General features: G+C 70.2%; 13 protein-coding genes. 9 read left to right on the forward strand and 4 right to left on the reverse strand.

Annotated elements, in window-relative coordinates:
- The first annotated feature begins 4 nt into the window (after positions 1-4).
- Positions 5-1,081, forward strand: a complete 1,077-nt coding sequence (locus D451_RS0110895; protein ID WP_014908832.1) for a ribonucleotide-diphosphate reductase subunit beta — start codon at positions 5-7, stop codon at positions 1,079-1,081.
- Between the two features lie 268 nt (positions 1,082-1,349).
- Positions 1,350-2,570, forward strand: coding sequence for an acyl-CoA dehydrogenase family protein (locus tag D451_RS0110900; protein WP_017534419.1), 1,221 nt, complete (start codon positions 1,350-1,352; stop codon positions 2,568-2,570).
- Positions 2,571-2,657: 87 nt separating this feature from the next.
- Here the strand turns inward: D451_RS0110900 and D451_RS0110905 are convergent, their stop codons facing one another.
- On the reverse strand, positions 2,658-2,837 hold the full coding sequence (locus D451_RS0110905; protein ID WP_014912394.1) for a hypothetical protein: 180 nt from the start codon (positions 2,835-2,837) through the stop codon (positions 2,658-2,660).
- 395 nt (positions 2,838-3,232) lie between these two features.
- On the opposite strand from D451_RS0110905, the gene putP reads away from it, so the two are divergent.
- The 5 genes from putP (at position 3,233) to D451_RS0110930 (ending at position 9,330) form a co-directional block, all read left to right on the forward strand.
- Positions 3,233-4,807, forward strand: coding sequence for a sodium/proline symporter PutP (putP, locus tag D451_RS0110910; RefSeq protein ID WP_017534420.1), 1,575 nt, complete (start codon positions 3,233-3,235; stop codon positions 4,805-4,807).
- 122 nt (positions 4,808-4,929) lie between these two features.
- Entirely contained in the window at positions 4,930-5,514 is a 585-nt protein-coding gene (locus D451_RS0110915) for a putative glycolipid-binding domain-containing protein (RefSeq protein WP_026124985.1), read from the forward strand.
- A gap of 108 nt (positions 5,515-5,622) precedes the next feature.
- Positions 5,623-6,453 (forward strand): ammonia-dependent NAD(+) synthetase, encoded by an 831-nt coding sequence (gene nadE, locus D451_RS0110920; RefSeq protein WP_017534421.1) that lies wholly within the window; start codon positions 5,623-5,625, stop codon positions 6,451-6,453.
- A gap of 617 nt (positions 6,454-7,070) precedes the next feature.
- Positions 7,071-8,411 carry an acyltransferase family protein gene (locus D451_RS0110925; RefSeq protein ID WP_026124986.1) on the forward strand — a complete coding sequence of 447 codons (1,341 nt, stop codon included), beginning with the start codon at positions 7,071-7,073 and terminating at the stop codon, positions 8,409-8,411.
- 85 nt (positions 8,412-8,496) lie between these two features.
- Positions 8,497-9,330 carry an alpha/beta fold hydrolase gene (locus D451_RS0110930; RefSeq protein WP_014909098.1) on the forward strand — a complete coding sequence of 278 codons (834 nt, stop codon included), beginning with the start codon at positions 8,497-8,499 and terminating at the stop codon, positions 9,328-9,330.
- On the opposite strand, the gene D451_RS0110935 is transcribed toward D451_RS0110930, so the two are convergent.
- On the reverse strand, positions 9,323-10,171 hold the full coding sequence (locus D451_RS0110935; protein ID WP_017534422.1) for an SDR family oxidoreductase: 849 nt from the start codon (positions 10,169-10,171) through the stop codon (positions 9,323-9,325). The two genes, D451_RS0110930 and D451_RS0110935, sit on opposite strands and share 8 nt — an antisense overlap.
- A gap of 179 nt (positions 10,172-10,350) precedes the next feature.
- Between D451_RS0110935 and D451_RS0110940 the strand changes: the two genes are divergently transcribed.
- Both D451_RS0110940 and D451_RS0110945 read left to right on the forward strand, forming a co-directional pair.
- Positions 10,351-11,622, forward strand: coding sequence for an AGE family epimerase/isomerase (locus D451_RS0110940; RefSeq protein ID WP_026124987.1), 1,272 nt, complete (start codon positions 10,351-10,353; stop codon positions 11,620-11,622).
- On the forward strand, positions 11,619-12,614 hold the full coding sequence (locus D451_RS0110945) for a carbohydrate kinase family protein (protein ID WP_017534424.1): 996 nt from the start codon (positions 11,619-11,621) through the stop codon (positions 12,612-12,614). Before D451_RS0110940 ends, D451_RS0110945 begins: the two co-directional genes overlap by 4 nt.
- Positions 12,615-12,719: 105 nt before the next feature.
- On the opposite strand, the gene D451_RS0110950 is transcribed toward D451_RS0110945, so the two are convergent.
- Positions 12,720-13,904 carry a carboxylate-amine ligase gene (locus tag D451_RS0110950; protein ID WP_017534425.1) on the reverse strand — a complete coding sequence of 395 codons (1,185 nt, stop codon included), beginning with the start codon at positions 13,902-13,904 and terminating at the stop codon, positions 12,720-12,722.
- Positions 13,905-14,554: 650 nt separating this feature from the next.
- Complete coding sequence (locus D451_RS0110955) at positions 14,555-15,937, reverse strand: cytochrome P450 family protein (protein ID WP_017534426.1); 1,383 nt, start codon at positions 15,935-15,937, stop codon at positions 14,555-14,557.
- Positions 15,938-16,053: the final 116 nt, after the last annotated feature.

The following is a 16,053-nucleotide window of genomic DNA, read 5'->3' on the forward strand; positions in this document are numbered from 1 at the left end:
GAGCATGACCACGGTTTCCGAGAACAACGACACGACCGGCCTCGGCGAGATCGAGCGCGACGCCGCCCGTGTGAACGTCGACGACAAGGCGATGATCAACGCCCGCGCGGACGTCAACCAGCTTCTTCCCCTCAAGTACACCTGGGCGTGGGAGAAGTACCTCGCCGGCTGCAACAACCACTGGATGCCCACCGAGGTGGCCATGCAGGCGGACATCGCCCTGTGGAAGTCCAAGGACGGGCTGACCGAGGACGAGCGGCTCATGCTCAAGCGCAACCTCGGTTTCTTCGCGACGGCGGAGTCGCTGGTCGCGAACAACATCGTCCTGGCCGTCTACCGTCAGCTCACCAATCCCGAGTGCCGCCAGTACCTGCTGCGTCAGGCCTTCGAGGAGGCCGTGCACACCCACACCTTCCAGTACATCTGCGAGAGCCTCGGCCTGGACGAGGGCGAGCTGTTCAACATGTACCGGGAGGTCCCCTCGATCACGGCGAAGGACGCCTGGGCCCTCAAGTACACCCAGAACCTGGAGGACCCGGACTTCAGCACCGGCACGCCCGAGGCCGACCAGGCCTTCCTCCGGGACCTGGTCGCGTTCTACGTGATCTTCGAGGGCATGTGGTTCTACACCGGCTTCGCGCAGATCCTGTCGCTGGGTCGTCGCAACAAGATGGTAGGTATCGCCGAGCAGTACCAGTACATCCTGCGCGACGAGTCGATCCACCTGAACTTCGGCATCGACGTGATCAACCAGATCAAGATCGAGAACCCGCATCTGTGGAGCGAGGAGTTCCAGGCGGAGGTCCGGCGGATGCTGACGGAGGCCTGCGAGCTGGAGGTGGCCTACGGCCGCGAGACCATGCCGCGCGGGGTCCTGGGGCTCAACGCCGACCTGTGCGAGCAGTACATGCGCTTCATCACCGACCGCCGCGCCGAGCAGATCGGTCTGGCCCCGATCTTCGGTGAGACGGAGAACCCGTTCCCGTGGATGTCGGAGATGATGGACCTCCAGAAGGAGAAGAACTTCTTCGAGACGAGGGTGATCGAGTACCAGACCGGTGGCGGTCTGGACTGGGACTGACCTTTCGGGGGCGTTCGGGGCCTCCGCCGTGATCCGTAGGACGGATCCTCTTCCTCCTTCTCTCCCTTGCCGGGGCCCGGGGCGGCGCGCGCCCCGGGCCTCTTTCGCGTTCGGCCACCCCCGACTCCTCCGTCGCATGGATATCGGGGTGCCGACCGCTTCCGGCCAGGTCATGGCCGGGGCAGGCCAGAGCGTGAACGAATCCCCTTCGAAGGCATCGGACCAGGGTGCGACCAGGTAGTCCCCCCATACCGAGGGAGAACCCGCAATGGATCACGTTTTCGGAGACGAGCGGCACCGGCGACTGCGTGCTGAAGTACGTGAGTTCGCCGAGCACGAGGTGGCCCCCCGCATCCCCGAGATGGAGCGGCGCCGCCATGTGGACCACGAACTGTCCCGGCTCATCGCGGAGCAGGGGTGGATCGGTGTGACCGTGGACCCGGCCTACGGCGGTATGGGCGCGGGGCACCTGGCCAAGACGATCATCATCGAGGAGATGTCCCGTGTCAGCGGGGCGATGGGCGCGATGGTCCAGGCCTCCCAGCTGGGGGTGGCCAAGATCGTGCACTTCGGGGACCCGGCCCAGCGCGCGGCCTGGCTGCCGAGGGTCGCGGCGGGGCGGTGCCTGCCCACGATCGCGGTCACCGAGTACGGGTCCGGCGGGCACGTCCTGGGGATGACCGGCGGCGCCGTGCGCGACGGTGACGACTACGTGCTCAACGGGCGGAAGGTGTTCGTGGGCAACAGCCACGTCGGCGATCTGCACGGTGTGGTGGTCCGGACCGGGGAGGGGTCGCGGGGGTTGTCCGCGTTCCTGGTCGAGTCGGATCGGCCCGGCTTCTCCCTGGGCCCGCATGAGGGCACGATGGGGTTGCACGGGTTCAGCTTCGGGGAGTTGATCTTCGAGGACTGCCGTGTCCCCGCCGCCAACATGCTCGGGGAGGAGGGGGACGGGCTGGCGGTGGCCTACTCGTCCAGCGTGCTGTACGGCAGGGCCAACCTGGCCGCGGTGGCCTTGGGCATCCATCGGGCCCTGGTGGAGGAGACCTGCGCCTACGCCTCCGAACAGCACCGCTACGGCAGGCCCTTGTGCGAGGTGCCCTCGGTGAAGTTGAAACTGGGGCAGATGCAGTCCCGACTGATGATGGCGACGCTGTCGCTGTACCACGCGGTGTCCCTGCTGGACCGGGGCGCGGCCTGTGACCACGAGCTGATCAACGCCAAACTCGTCAACGTCGAGTACGCCTTGGACACGGCGCGCAACGCCATGGAGATCCACGCGGCCCGCGGGTTGTACACGGATCGTCCGATCGAGCGCTATCTGCGCGACGCCCACCACATCTTCGCCCCGGCGGGCACCTCGGACGTGCAGCTGCTCAGGCTGGGCGAGGCGGCGTTGGGCGTGGACCGGGGCCAGTGGTCCGAGCGACTCGCGGATCGGGTGGCCGTCTCCGAGTCGGGGCCCGTGGCGGCACCGCTCGTGGCGTAGGGCCGAGGGAGGAACGGGGCGGCGGAGCCGGGAGGGGCGTACACGTCTCCGCCGTGCCAGTGTGGATCGGCCGGGCGACGAACGCCGTCAGTCCGCGGCGGGTTCGGCGACCTCGGGTTCGTAGTTGCGGGTCATCATCGAATTGCACTTCGTGCACAGGTGGCGGGCCGAGCCGGGGGCGGAGGGCTTCCAGTCGTGCTCGCCCCGGGGGCAGATCCCCGAGGGGCCGATGCTGCGGGCGCGGATGGCGGCGGGTTGTGCGTCCATGCGGCCACGGTAGCCCGGTCGGACCCTTCCCACTACTCGTACGGATCGTCGCGGTGGATCGATCCTCGGCTCCCTCTCGTCGCCGTCCGGAGCCGGGTGTTCCGGGGAGCGTGGCGGGTGCGCGGTGGAGGTGTCCGGCGCGAGAACGCGATCTGTCGCGGAGCGTACGCCTCGTCACGATCCGCTCCTCTTATGTCCGATACGACAAAGAGGAGTGTAAGGCGCTGGCCATCCGAACAATCATGCCTGGTCAATGACTCGGTGGGGTCTCGAACAGATGTTGTTCCGCACACAAGGCATTGTGTCCGGTGCTACAAGGCTCCATGATCGCGGTCAAAGTTCGTAAAGAGCGCGTTGAGTCAGGAATGCGCTTGTCAGGGAAGGGAGAGTGACGGGTGGAAGACTCCTCGATCGGGTCGATCGTGATCTTCGGCGTATATCTCGCCGGCATGGTCGGTATCGGGCTCTGGGTCTACAAGCGCACCGTCTCGCAGGCCGACTTCGTACTCGGTGGTCGTAGCCTCAACAGCTGGGTGAGCGGTCTGAGCGCCAACGCCAGCGACTTCAGCGGTTGGCTGTTGCTGGGGCTTCCCGGCGCCATCTACGTGTCGGGTCTGGGAGAGGCCTGGATCGCGGTCGGTCTGGCCTCCGGCTTCGCGGGCAGCTGGCTCATCATCGCCCCGCGCCTGCGCGTCTACACCGAGCGTGTCACCGACTCCCGCACCGGAGCCGAATCCGACTCCCTCACCCTGTCCTCCTTCCTGGAGAACCGTTTCAACGACCGCACGCGCCTGCTGCGCGCCGTGTCCGCGATCCTCATCATCGTCTTCTACTTTTTCTACGTGGCCTCCGGCCTCGTGGCGATGGCCTCGCTCTTCGACATGGTCTTCGGGCTCGACCCGGCGCCGGCCATCGCCATCGGCGTGGCCATCGTGGTGCTCTACACCGTGCTCGGCGGGTTCCTCGCCGTCTCCTACACCGACGTGGTGCAGGCGATGATGATGTGGATCGCGCTGCTCGTGGTGCCCATCATGGCGATCAGCGTGCTCGGCGGCTTCGGCGGCCTCACCGACGGTGTGACCGACAAGGCCGAAGGGCTGATGTCGGCGTTCGGCGGTACCTCCCTCGACGCCGACACCGGCGCCTGGCTCACCACCGAGACCCTCGGCGCGGTCGTCATCGTCTCCGGCCTGGCCTGGGGCTTCGGCTACTTCGGTCAGCCGCACATCCTCGCCCGCTACATGGGCATCCGTTCCGTGAAGGACATCCCCAAGGCCGCCGGTATCAGCGTCGCCTGGGCGGTCAGCGCCATGATCCTCGCGGTCCTGGTCGGCTTCATCGGCATCGCCTACTTCGACACCCCGCTCGGCGACCCCGAGCAGGTCTTCCCCAGCCTCATCGCGTCCCTGACCAACCCGTTGGTCGCGGGCGTCCTGCTGGCGGCGATCCTCGCCGCCGTGATGAGCACCGCCGACTCCCAGCTCCTGGTCGCGGCCTCCGCGCTCACCGAGGACGGCTACAAGGCCTTCGTCGATGAGAAGGCCTCGCCCCGCTCGCTGCTGTGGATCAGCCGCGGCACCGTCGTCGCCGTCGCCATCATCGCGGCCCTCGTCGCGCTGTACGGCAACAGCTCGGTCATGGACCTGGTCGGCTACGCCTGGGCCGGCTTCGGCGCGGGCTTCGGTCCGGTCCTGCTGCTCGCCCTCTTCTGGAAGCGCATGACCTGGGCGGGCGCTCTCGCCGGCATGATCGTCGGCGGCTCGTCCGCCATCCTCTGGGACATCCTCGACAGCGCCTACCTCGGCACCGGCCTGTACGCGATGGTCCCGGCGGTCGCCCTGAGCTTCCTGTCCATCCTGCTCTTCAACGGCCTGGGCAAGGTCAGCGAGCAGATGGAGGCCGACTTCGACCGTGTCGAGGCCGAGCTCAAGTCCGGTGGACACGACGAGAAGCCCACCGCCGCCGTCTGACCCCGTCGGTGGGGAGAAATCCCTCTCCCCGCCGCTCAACGCCTTCCGGGCCCGTGCGTGTCAACGCACGGGCCCGGAAGGCGTTCTGGCGCCCGCACGCCCCGTAGCGGTAGAACGGTGACATGTCGTCACCGCCGCAACACCCGACAGCGTGGGCCCGCACGGACGTTCCGGAAGGGATGGGGATCGGCACGCTCCTTCCCGAACCGGACGGTTTCCGGCTGGAGGCGGGGGAGACCGTCTTCGCACGGGAGGAACGCTTCCTCACCCGCTTCACCGTGTGGACCGACCTGGCCTGGGCGACCACACGGGTCCACGCCGAGGTGCTGTCCGCGGCGGGCACCGAGACGGTCACCCTCCAAGCCCAGGGCGGCCACTGGAGCGACGGGAAGGGCGGCGAACTGCGAGAGCTGGTCGGCTGCCTCGACGTCGACATCGCCGCCACCCCCCTCACCAACACCCTCCCCATCCGCCGCCTGGGCCTTCGCCCCGGCGAACACCGCGATATCGCGGTGGTGTGGATCGACATCCCCTCATTGCGGATCCGCCGGGTCCGTCAGCGCTACACCCGCCATCACGCCGAGAACGGGCTGGAGCTGTACACCTACCGCGACCCCCTCCACGGCGAGTACCGGATCTCCGTCGACGGGGACGGGGTGGTGGTCGACTACGAACGTTTCGTCCGACGCTGGAGCCCCGACCCCTGAGCGGGACGACGGCGGGGCGGGAGCGTAGAGTTCACACGGCCGTAGCACCCCACCGACCAGGGCAGGCGATAATCGGAGGGGCACACGCAGTACACAGAGGGAGCGCACGTGAGCGACACCGAACAGAGCCGGGCCCGCGATGAGATCATCCGCGACCTCGGTGTGACCGCCGACTTCGACGTCGCCGCGGAGATCGAGCGTCGCGTCTCCTTCCTCACCGATCAGCTCGTCGCCTCCCGGTCCCGTGCCCTGGTCCTGGGCATCAGCGGCGGCGTCGACTCGCTCACGGCGGGACGCCTGTGCCGCCTGGCCGTCGACCGGGCCCGCGAGGCCGGATACGAGGCCGAGTTCGTGGCCATGCGCCTGCCCTACGGGACACAGAAGGACGAGGAGGACGCCGCCCGCTCCGTCGACTTCGTCGCCCCCGACCGGTGCCTGACCGTCGACGTGCGCCCCGCCACCGACGCCATGGCGGCCGCCCTGACCGAGGGCGGCATGACCTACACCGACCACGCAGCCGAGGACTTCGTCATCGGCAACGTCAAGGCCCGCCAGCGGATGATCGCCCAGTACGCGGTCTCCGGCGGGTTCCGCGGGCTGGTGGTCGGCACCGACCACGCCGCCGAGGCGATCACCGGCTTCTTCACCAAGTACGGCGACGGAGGCGTGGACGTCATCCCGTTGAGCGGCCTCACCAAGGGCAGGGTGCGGGCCGTCGCCGCCACCCTGGGCGCCCCGGACGACCTGGTGAACAAGGTGCCCACCGCCGACCTGGAGACGCTCAGCCCCCAGAAGCCGGACGAGGAGGCGCTCGGCGTCACCTACGACCAGATCGACGCCTTCCTGGAGGGCCGCCCCGTCGACGACGAGGTCGCCCGAGCGCTCATCGACCGCTACCGCGTCACCGCCCACAAGCGGGCCCTGCCCACCGCGCCCTGAGCGGTTCGGGCGCCCCCTGGGGGTTGAGGTGGGATGGCGGGTGCGGGTTACTCCCTGCTGTGGTCGGGGTCCGAAAGTGTTTGCTTTGCGCCTCCGCTTCGCTTCGGCGCGTGTTCGGGCGCCAAGGGAGGCGGGAACCTTCGGCACCTTCGGTGGGGTCACTCGTTCCTCGCGACCCCACCTGCGGCACCTCCAGAACCCCGCCGGCGCCCGAACGGGCAACCCCCCCGTGGCCGGAGTAGGAGACCGCGCACCCGTCACACCCCCGGGGCCGCTGTGGGAGACCGGGTGTGCCGGCTTCCCGGTTCCGGGGGGAGCACCGCATCCGGTACCTTGCACACCAAGCCCTCCCGTCACTCGCCCCTCCGAGTAGATGGTGGTGCCGGCACTACCCCACCAAGGTGGGCCGGCCACCCTTCGGGAGGGGATCCTGCGCCATCGCGGCCGAACGGCCGTCACGCCTAGGGTCATGATCGACGACGCGTCATCGATTGCCACTCGTGGTCCCGATCCCCGGGGAACACGGGGACGTGTCGACACTTCTGTTCCCGTTCGGAGTGACCGAAGGCGCCCTCGCGCGGCCGTTCGCTCTCGGGATGACCAAGGAGCGACCGCCGATGACCGTGACCGTCGACCCCGTGGGAGACCGGCCGCCCACCTCCTCCGCGGCCCCGGCCGTGGAGCCCGCCGCCCACTCGAAGCCCGCCCGGGACCGTTTCCTCGACGTGCTCCGCCTGTTCGTCATGGCCCTGGTGGTCGTCCAGCACTGGTGGTTGCCGGTGTTGAGCGTGCAGACCCAGGGCGAACTGGCCGCGGGCAGTGTGCTCAGCTCCGACGGCGGGTTCGCGTTGACCTGGATCTCCCAGGTCATGCCGTTGATCTTCTTCGTGGGCGGCGCGGCCAATCTGATCAGTTGGCGGGCGGCCTCGAAGCGGGGGGTTCCGGCCCGGATCTGGTGGGCCAAGCGGTTGCGCCGGCTGGCCTGGCCGGTCGTGCCCTTGGCGGTGGTGTGGATCCTCGCCTGCCACCTGGCGGTCCTGGGCGGCGCCCCGGCCCAGCCGGTCCTGGTCGGCGCGGGCGCGGCGGGCATGGTGCTGTGGTTCCTGGCGGTGTACGTGCTGGTGGTCATGGCGACCCCGCTGTTGGTCGCCGCGCAGGAACGGTTCGGTTGGTGGGTTCCGGCGGCGCTGCTCGCGGGCGCCGTGGTGGTGGACACGGTCCGCTTCAACTTCGGTGTGGAGTGGTTCGGCTACCTGAACATCGCCTTCGTCTGGCTGGGCGTGCACCAGTTGGGTCTCCGTTACGTGACGGGTGCGATCGGGCGCCCGCACGCGCTCGGTCTGGCGGCGACCGGGGCCGTGGCCGCTCTGGCCCTGGCCGCGTTCGGCCCCTACTCGTTGAACATGACCGGGGTGTTCGCGGCCGAGACCTCGAACGTGGCCCCGCCGACCCTGGTCCTCGCGGCTCTGGGAGCGGTGCAGATCGGGGTGGCGGTGCTGCTCCGCGACCTGATCGTCGCCTGGTCGAATCGTCCCGGACCGGCCCGGATGCTGGACCGTGTGTGTCCTCAGTTGATGACGGTGTACCTGTGGCACATGCTGCCGATCAGCGTGGTCGCCGGTGTGGTGGTGTTCGGACTGGGTATCGATACCCCTGAGCCGATGACCGGCCTGTGGCTGCTGTGGGGAGTGCTGGGACTGGTGGTCCTGGTGCCCCTGATCCTTCCGCTGGCCCACTGGGCCGTGCGCTTCGAGGAACCGCCTCGGGTGCTCAGCGGGGACCCGGGTCTGCCGAGGGTGCTGATCGCGGCCGCGCTGCTCGGCGGGGGACTGCTGACCCTGACGGTGACCGGGCTCGGCTTCGGTTCCGCGCCGGTGTTCGGTCTGTCGGCCATCGTGGTGGGTCTGCTGCTGACGGCGGCGCCTCGGCGACGGGCCCGGGTTCCGCTCGGAGTGTGATCCCGGGTCAAGCGAAGGTCACCTTTTGTTCAGTTTCGTCCCAACGTCGAGTGGCGTTGCGGACGGCAGGGGGTAGACAGGGTTGATGGACCCCGGACGCATCGCCTTCGAGCGGCACGGCAACGGCCGCCCGGTCGTTCTGCTGCACGGGCTGGGTGACCGGAGACAGAGCTGGCGGTCGGTATCGCCCCGGCTGGTCGACGACTACGAGGTGTTCTCCCTCGACCTGCCGGGGTTCGGGGAGTCCCCGGCCCCCGGGCCCAAGGAGCACTACGACGTGTACAGCCTCGTGCGGGTCGTGCGCGACTTCTGCGAACTGCACGGCATCGAGCGCCCCCACCTGGCGGGCAACTCCCTGGGCGGCTCGATCGCGCTGGAACTGGGCGTCCAAGGGGTGGCCGGATCGGTCACGGTCTTCTCCCCGGCCGGTTTCTCCGACACCCTCGCCCGCTGGGGCATGCGCACCGTGGGGATGGTCGCCAACCTGGCGACCCGGCTTCCCATGCCGCTCAAGGAGCGTCTGGCCGACACACCGCCGGCGCGCGCGGCGGCCCGGATCGCGTTGCGGGGGGACCCCTCCTCGCCCGAGGCCAAGGCGACCCGTTTCGGTGTCCAGGGGCTCGAACCCGGAGCCCCGTACGTGCGCATGGTGCCCAAGATCGCCGACTACGACTTCTCCGCCCGCCCGATCGGCTGTCCGGTCACGATCGCCTGGGGCGACCGCGACCGGACCCTGTTGCCCTCCAGCGCCGAACACGCCCATCAGCGCGTGCCCAACGCGCGCATGGTGTCGATGTTGGGGGTCGGTCACATCCCGATGGCGGACGACCCCCTCACCGTGGCCGAGCACATCCGGTGGACCTGCAACGCCGCCGATCGGGGACCGCACGAACACCCGTGGCTCCGACCGCTCAGGTGAACCGGAAGCCGCCCTCGGAGCTGATCACCTGACCGGTGATCCACGCGGCCTCGTCGGTGGCCAGCCAGGACAGCAGACGAGCCGGATCGTCCGGCTCTCCCAAACGTCCCAGAGCGAACATGGGCACCACCCGTTCCAGCAGGTCGCCCTCGATGTAGCCGGTCTGCACCGGTCCGGGGTTGACCGTGTTGACGGTGATGCCCCTCGGCCCCAACTCGGCGGCGATGGTGGGGGTGATCTGCGCCAGAGCGCCCTTGGCGGAGGCGTAGGCGACCTCGCCGGGCATGGGGCCGTGCGACTGTCCCGACGTCATGAACAGCACCCGACCACCCGGGCGACCGTCGTGGTGTTCGGCGAAGGCCTTGGCCAGGAGCAGCGGCGATCGGGCGTCCACGGCCCAGTGTCCGTCGAGCATCTCGGCGGTGACCTCGGCCAGAGAGCCGTCCCCTCCGCTGCGCGCGTGGTTGGCGACCAGGATGTCCAGGTGCCCGAACTCGGCGATGGTCGCCTCGACCACCCGTTCGGGGGTCCGGGGGTCGGCCATGTCGGCCTCGATCTGCTCCACCCCGGTCTCGGGGCAGGCCAGGACCGAACGTACCCCCTCGACCACCGCGTCGATGTCGTCCCCGCCCCAGGGTTGTGCCTCGTCGTGCGGACGGAAGTGGTGGAGCATGACGGAGGCCCCGTAGGCGGCCAGTCGCCGCGCCACCGCGTAGCCGATGCCGCCGCGCCGTCCCGCGCCGGTGACGAGCGCCGTCCTCCCTCGAAGGGGGAGCGGATCCCGCGCGAGCGGCGGGGCGGCCGCGGTCTCCTCCCGGTCCGGCCGTTCCTGCTGGGGCATGTGGCCTCCTCGGTTCGCGCCGCTCGGTCGCAAGGATCCTGCCGGCCCGGTCGGCGTCGGGCGACCGGTTTTTCGAGGGTCTACCCGATCGGGATCCGAGACGGCGCCGTGAGGGCTTTCCCGGGGCGGCCGGCGGGGGATAGCGTTACGCGCTGAACGACCCCCGAGGAGGCACTGGTTTGAGCGCATCGACACGCCCGGTTCCGGGTGGGGCCGCATGGTTGGAGGAGCAGGAGCGGAGTCTGGTCCGCTTCGCCGCCGGGTCCGTGGTCCCCGACGGGTTCGGCCACTTGGACGCGCGGGGCGGGGTGGAGGCGGGGAGGCCGACCGCCACCTGGATCACCGCTCGGATGACGCATGTGTTCTCGCTGGCGCATCTGCGAGGAGACGCGGACGCGGCGGCTCTGGCGGACCACGGGGTGGCCGCCCTGACCGGGCCGCTACGCGACGCCGAGGCGGGGGGCTGGTTCGACGAGGTCCCCGAGGGCGGGGCCGCGAGCGTACGAGAGCGCTCCGGAACCCTTCCGGGGAAGGCCGCCTACCCGCACTCCTTCGTGGTCCTCGCGGCGGCGAGCGCCGCGCACGCGGGGCGTCCGGGGGCCCGGGAGCTGCTCGACGAGGCCCTCGGGGTGATCGAGGAGTACTTCTGGGAGCCCTCGGCCGACTGCGTCCGCGAGAGCTGGGACGCCGACTGGAGCACCACCGAGTCCTACCGCGGGGCCAACAGCGCCATGCACTGTGTGGAGGCCTTCCTCGCCGCGGCAGACGTCACCGGTGACACACGGTGGGTCCGCAGGGCCGCCGCCATCGCCGAGCGTCTGATCCATGGTGTCGCCGCCGCCCACGACTGGCGGCTTCCCGAGCACTTCACCCCCGACTGGGAACCGCTTCCGGACTACAACCGCGATCGTCCGGACCACCCCTTCCGGCCGTTCGGCAGCACCACCGGCCACCTGCTGGAATGGGCCCGTCTGCTCGTCCATCTGGAGAAGGCGTTGGAGCGAGCGGGGGAGCCGGTGCCGGGTTGGGCGCTCACCGACGCCGAACTCCTCTTCGACAACGCCGTACGGCGCGGGTGGGCCACCGACGGCACCGACGGCTTCGTCTACACCCTGGACTGGGAGGACCGTCCGGTGGTGCGTCAGCGCATGCACTGGGTGATCGCCGAGGCCGCCATGACCGCCTGGACCCTGGGTCAGAGGACCGGGAAGGCCTCCTACGGCGAACATCTGGAACGCTGGTGGGCCTATGCCGACCGGTTCCACGTCGACCGTGAACACGGCGGCTGGCGACACGAACTGGATCCGGACGGGAACCCGGCCGCCTCGGTGTGGGCGGGCAAACCCGACGTCTACCACCCCTATCAGGCCGTTCTCCTGCCGCAGATCGGCCTGTCCACCTCGATCGCGGCCGCGCTGCCGGCCGACGGACGGAACAGGAAGCACACATGAGCGACCGACAGGGGGCCTCGCCCCGCCTCGTGGTGATCGGGGAGAACGTCATGGACCTGCTGCCCGCGGGGCGGGGTCCGGGCACCCTCAAGGCCTCTCCCGGCGGGGGGCCGGCGAACACGGCGGTCGCCACGGCCCGCTTGGGGATCCCCACCCGGCTGCTCGCCCGGATCGGCTCCGACGGGTTCGGCGCCATGATCCGTGAGCGACTGCTGTCCGAGGGGCTGGACCCGGCCGGTCTGATCGACGCCGAGGAGCCCTCGGCGTTGGCGTTGGCGACCCTGGGCGCGGACGGGGCCGCCGTGTACGACTTCCGCATGGACGACGCCGCCGACTGGCGTTGGCGCGCCGAGGAACTGCCGAGGGAACTGGACGTCGAGGTCGTGGCCCTGCACGCGGCCTCGATCGCCCTGTTCCGGGAGCCGGGCGCGGCCCTCATCGAGGGGCTGTTGAGCCGGGAGCACTCTCGGGGACGGGTGACGGTCTCCCTCGACCCCAACATCCGGCGTGAGGTGATCGGCGATCCGGAGACCGCCAGGTCCCTGGTCCTGCGGCACGTCGCCCGGGCGCACGTGGTCAAGGCCAGCGACGAGGACCTGGACTTCCTCTACCCGGACCGCTCCCCGGAGAAGGCGGCCGAGGCCTTGGCGGCCCTGGGTCCGGCTCTGGTCGTGGTCACCCTGGGCGGGAAGGGCGCCTTCGCCCTCTCGCACGGGGTGTCGGCCTCGGTGCCCGCTCCCGTGGTGGACGTGGTGGACACGGTGGGTGCCGGCGATTCGTTCATGGGCGCCCTGCTGCACCGCCTCGACCTGGACGGACGTCTGGGGGAGGACCCGCGCGCACGGCTCTCGGGGCTGACCGAGGGCGATCTGGTCTCCCTGCTGACCCACGCCGCCACGGCGGCGGCGCGTACGGTCACCCGTGAAGGGGCCGACCCGCCCACTCGTGCGGAGCTGGACGCCGCTCTCTCGGAGAACGGCGTCGCCTCCTAGGGACGGACCCGGGGCGGGCGTGGAGGGGGCCCGCCCCGGGCCGGGCCGCCGACGACCCTCGAAGCCCGGGGCCGGCGGGTCTTCGCCCCTCGGGCGTCCCGAGTCTCAGAGGAGGGGACGTCCGCGACGGGGGGCGGCCGCCAGCCCTTCCCGGGTCTGGGCGAGCACATGGTCCACGACGTCGCTCATCCGCCCCCGTTCGGCGTACACGGCACGCTGGCGGGCGGCGCCCGAACCCACGGCCAGAACCCGTTCGAGCAGTTCGGAGACGAGGTCGGTGTCCCCGGTGAGCGCCAAACCGGGTAAGGCGGCCCGACGCAGCCGCTCCATCGCGGTGGCGGCGGGGAGGGTCTCGCCGGTCAACGGGTCGGGGATCAACCCCTCCAGTCCGTCCCTGGCGGCCCGCCAGACGGCGGCGCGCAGGGTCTGGCCCGAGATATCGGGGGCCGGGGCACCGTCCCCGACCTCGATCAGGGCCCGGCCGACCAGACCGCGGGCGAGGGTGGCGAAGAGCAGGGCCTCCTCGGCGGTCGCGGCCACGTCGCCGACCCGGATCTCCAGAGTGGGCAGGTGGTCGGAGAGGCGGATGTCCCAGTAGACCATGTGGCGGTCGAGGATCGCCCCGGTGTCGGACAGTTCGTGGACCGCGCGTTCGTGTTCGCTCAGAGAACGCAACAGCGGGGGCGGTCCGGCCGAGGGGAGCCGGTTCCAGGTGACCGTTCGCCAGCTGGCGTGGCCGCTGTCGTGGCCGTCGTGGAAGGGGGAGTTGGCGGAGAGCGCCACCAGGAACGGGAGCCAACGGCGCAGGTGATCGCTGACGGACACGGCCGTGGACCGGTCGGGGATGCCCACGTGAACATGACAGCCGCACACCACGTGGGATTCGCGCAGGGTGCCGAAGCGGGCGGAGATGTCGGAGTACCTCCTGCCCTTGCTGACCCGGGCCGACGCGGGGTCGCCGAGGATCGGTGTTCCGGTGGCGGCCACGGCCAGCCCGACCTCGTCGGCCGCCCGACGCAGCTCCTCGCGGGCGGCGGTCAGGAAGTCGCGGGCGTCCTCCGCGGTGGCGCACACGGGGCTGTTGGCCTCGACCTGGGCGTCGGTGAACTCCCCGCACAGCCGGTCGGTGAGGCCGCGTGCGCGGGCCAGGACGTCGGGGGCTCGGGACAGGATCCGGCGGGTGCGCGGATCGACGACGAAGAACTCCTCCTCCACACCGAAGGTGAGGGGTCGGTCCGCGGCCTCGACCGGGGCACGGTGGTCGACCGCGGTCAGGGAGTGGTTCTTCATGCGGGTCCTCTCTGCCGTTCCGTCCTGGGGTGTCCCGCACTGGATATCCCGTGCCGAGAGGCCACGACAGTGTCCAGAAGAGAAGAAAAAGCTATCCAGAGAGTTGTATGTCGCGTCTGCCGCATTCATCGATGAGGTGTCCGTGCAGCGTCGGAGCGTGATCCTCCGGAAAAGGGGTGACGAAAGGCGGATCGGAGGAGGATGGGAAAGCGGTGGTGATCGTCATCACGTTTCTTCGGGGACGTGTTCCAGGTCGAAGGAAACGCCTTCCACACCGGGCTTTCGAATTCTCCCCTCTCTCACAAGGGTCCTCGTTCACCAGGGCGAGCACGTGGGGCCTTCCGAAAGGCCCCTCTTCCCTTCTCCCCGGGCGGCGAGTGCGCGCCCGTCTGTCGACCCTGGTCCTCGATGTCCGGTCGGCGGCGGGGAACGGGAGGGGAAGAGGGTTTCGGAGCGGGGTCTTCCTCCGGCTCGGACGGCGGTGGTCCACGGACGGCGCGGCCGTCGTGGGTCAGGGCCCTCGTCGAAGGAGGGTTCGGTGTCGGGGGACCGGGATCCTTCCGGTTCGCCCCGTTCGTATCGCGAACACGGCCCCGGTACGGGGGCGTTCGCCGTGAGCACCGGTCCTCAAGGGCCGGTGGGCGCCGGGGTCAGCCGCGCAGGCCGCGCCACCAGCTCAACAGTCGTCCGAGCAGGTCCTCCGGAGGGGTCTCCTCCTCCGCCACGGCCTGGACCGGCTCCATCTCCTGGGTCAGGGGCCCGGGAGCGCCCTTCGGTGTGTCGGGCTGGAAGGTGACCGGAAGCTCGCGCAGTCCCCTCAGGAACGGGGAGGGCATCAGGCGCAGCTCCTCCGGGGGCACCGCCGACCGCAGGCCGTGCAGGCGCTCCTGGAGTACGGAGACCCCGATCGAGGCCATCATTCTGGCCAGGTCGCGCGAGGGGCAGCTGTGCGGACCCGCGCCGAACGCCAGGTGGGCGCGGCTTCCGGCGGCCAGGCCGGTGTCGGGCGCGGTCTGCCCGCGTCGCAGGGTCAGGTCGCGGTGCGCCGCGTCGATCGCCAGCAGCAGGGCGTCGCCCGCGCGGATCTGGGTCTCGCCGATCCGCACGTCCCGGAGCGCGATCCGTCCCGCCAGGACCTGGAGCGGGGTGTTGGTCCACATCACGTGGTCCAGGAGATCGTGCGTGGGCAGACGCGCGTCGGCGTGGGCGGCGCGGATGACCTCGTCGGTGAGCAGGGTGCGCATGGCGTTGCCGACGAGGTGGGTGGTGGGCATGTGGCCCGCGCTGATGATGAGAGCCGCCTGGTAGGCGACCTCGTTCGGGGACAGGCCCGACGGGTGTTCGAGCATTCGGCTCGCCAGGTCGGGCCCGGGCTTGTCGGCCTTGCGCGCCACCAGACCGGCGAAGTACTGCTGCATGCGGGCGACCGCCTCCTCGGCGCGTTCGGCGTCCTCGCCGAACACGGAGGTGGTGAGGTCGCCGAGCATGTGCCCGTAGCTGTCGGGCAGGCCGAAGAGCCGGTTGATCACCAGGGTCGGCAGTGGGGAGGCGTATTCGCCGATCAGGTCGGCGCTGCCCCGGGCCACGAACGCGTCGACCAGTTCGTCGGCGATCTGGCGCACCATGCGGGCCGTCGCGGTCATGTCGACCTTGGCCAGGCCGTCCATGATCGGGGCGCGCAGTCGAGTGTGCTCGGCGCCGTCCGCGTAGAGGGCGTTGGGGAGCCAGGACATCATCGGGAGGGTCTTGGCCAGATCGACGCGGCCTTCGATGGCCTCGCGCCAACGGCGGGTGTCCCGGGAGAACAGGTGCGGCTGTTGGAGGAGGGTGAGGTTCTCCTGGTAGTCGAGCAGCAGCCAGGCGCGAACACCGGGTTCGAGTTCGACCGGTGCGACGGGGCCGTGTCGTTCGCGCAGGCGCTTCCACAGGTCGTCGCGGCCGCCGGGCGGAGAGTTCCCGTACAGGCGGGTGATGTCGGCGGGGCAACCGGAGACGGACGCGGGGGTCTCGCCGTCGTTTCGGGTGGTGGTCATACGGGTGCGCGGACTACCGGAATGAGGATTCGTGGTCCGCTTCGCTCCCTTCGAGAAGACGAGGTGATGCCATGGTGATGTGAAGGGGGAAACGGGGTTGAACCGGCCTCTGATGT

This window comes from Nocardiopsis alba DSM 43377 (assembly GCF_000341225.1).
Lineage (GTDB): Bacteria > Actinomycetota > Actinomycetes > Streptosporangiales > Streptosporangiaceae > Nocardiopsis > Nocardiopsis alba.

What these genes read in the sequence shown, in the direction of transcription:
- D451_RS0110895 (WP_014908832.1), top strand. Translation starts at nt 5, where the DNA reads ATGACCACGGTTTCCGAGAACAACGACACGACCGGCCTCGGCGAGATC.
- D451_RS0110900 (WP_017534419.1), top strand. Translation starts at nt 1,350, where the DNA reads ATGGATCACGTTTTCGGAGACGAGCGGCACCGGCGACTGCGTGCTGAA.
- D451_RS0110905 (WP_014912394.1), bottom strand. Translation starts at nt 2,837, where the DNA reads ATGGACGCACAACCCGCCGCCATCCGCGCCCGCAGCATCGGCCCCTCG.
- D451_RS0110915 (WP_026124985.1), top strand. Translation starts at nt 4,930, where the DNA reads ATGTCGTCACCGCCGCAACACCCGACAGCGTGGGCCCGCACGGACGTT.
- D451_RS0110925 (WP_026124986.1), top strand. Translation starts at nt 7,071, where the DNA reads ATGACCGTGACCGTCGACCCCGTGGGAGACCGGCCGCCCACCTCCTCC.
- D451_RS0110930 (WP_014909098.1), top strand. Translation starts at nt 8,497, where the DNA reads ATGGACCCCGGACGCATCGCCTTCGAGCGGCACGGCAACGGCCGCCCG.
- D451_RS0110935 (WP_017534422.1), bottom strand. Translation starts at nt 10,171, where the DNA reads ATGCCCCAGCAGGAACGGCCGGACCGGGAGGAGACCGCGGCCGCCCCG.
- D451_RS0110945 (WP_017534424.1), top strand. Translation starts at nt 11,619, where the DNA reads ATGAGCGACCGACAGGGGGCCTCGCCCCGCCTCGTGGTGATCGGGGAG.
- D451_RS0110950 (WP_017534425.1), bottom strand. Translation starts at nt 13,904, where the DNA reads ATGAAGAACCACTCCCTGACCGCGGTCGACCACCGTGCCCCGGTCGAG.
- D451_RS0110955 (WP_017534426.1), bottom strand. Translation starts at nt 15,937, where the DNA reads ATGACCACCACCCGAAACGACGGCGAGACCCCCGCGTCCGTCTCCGGT.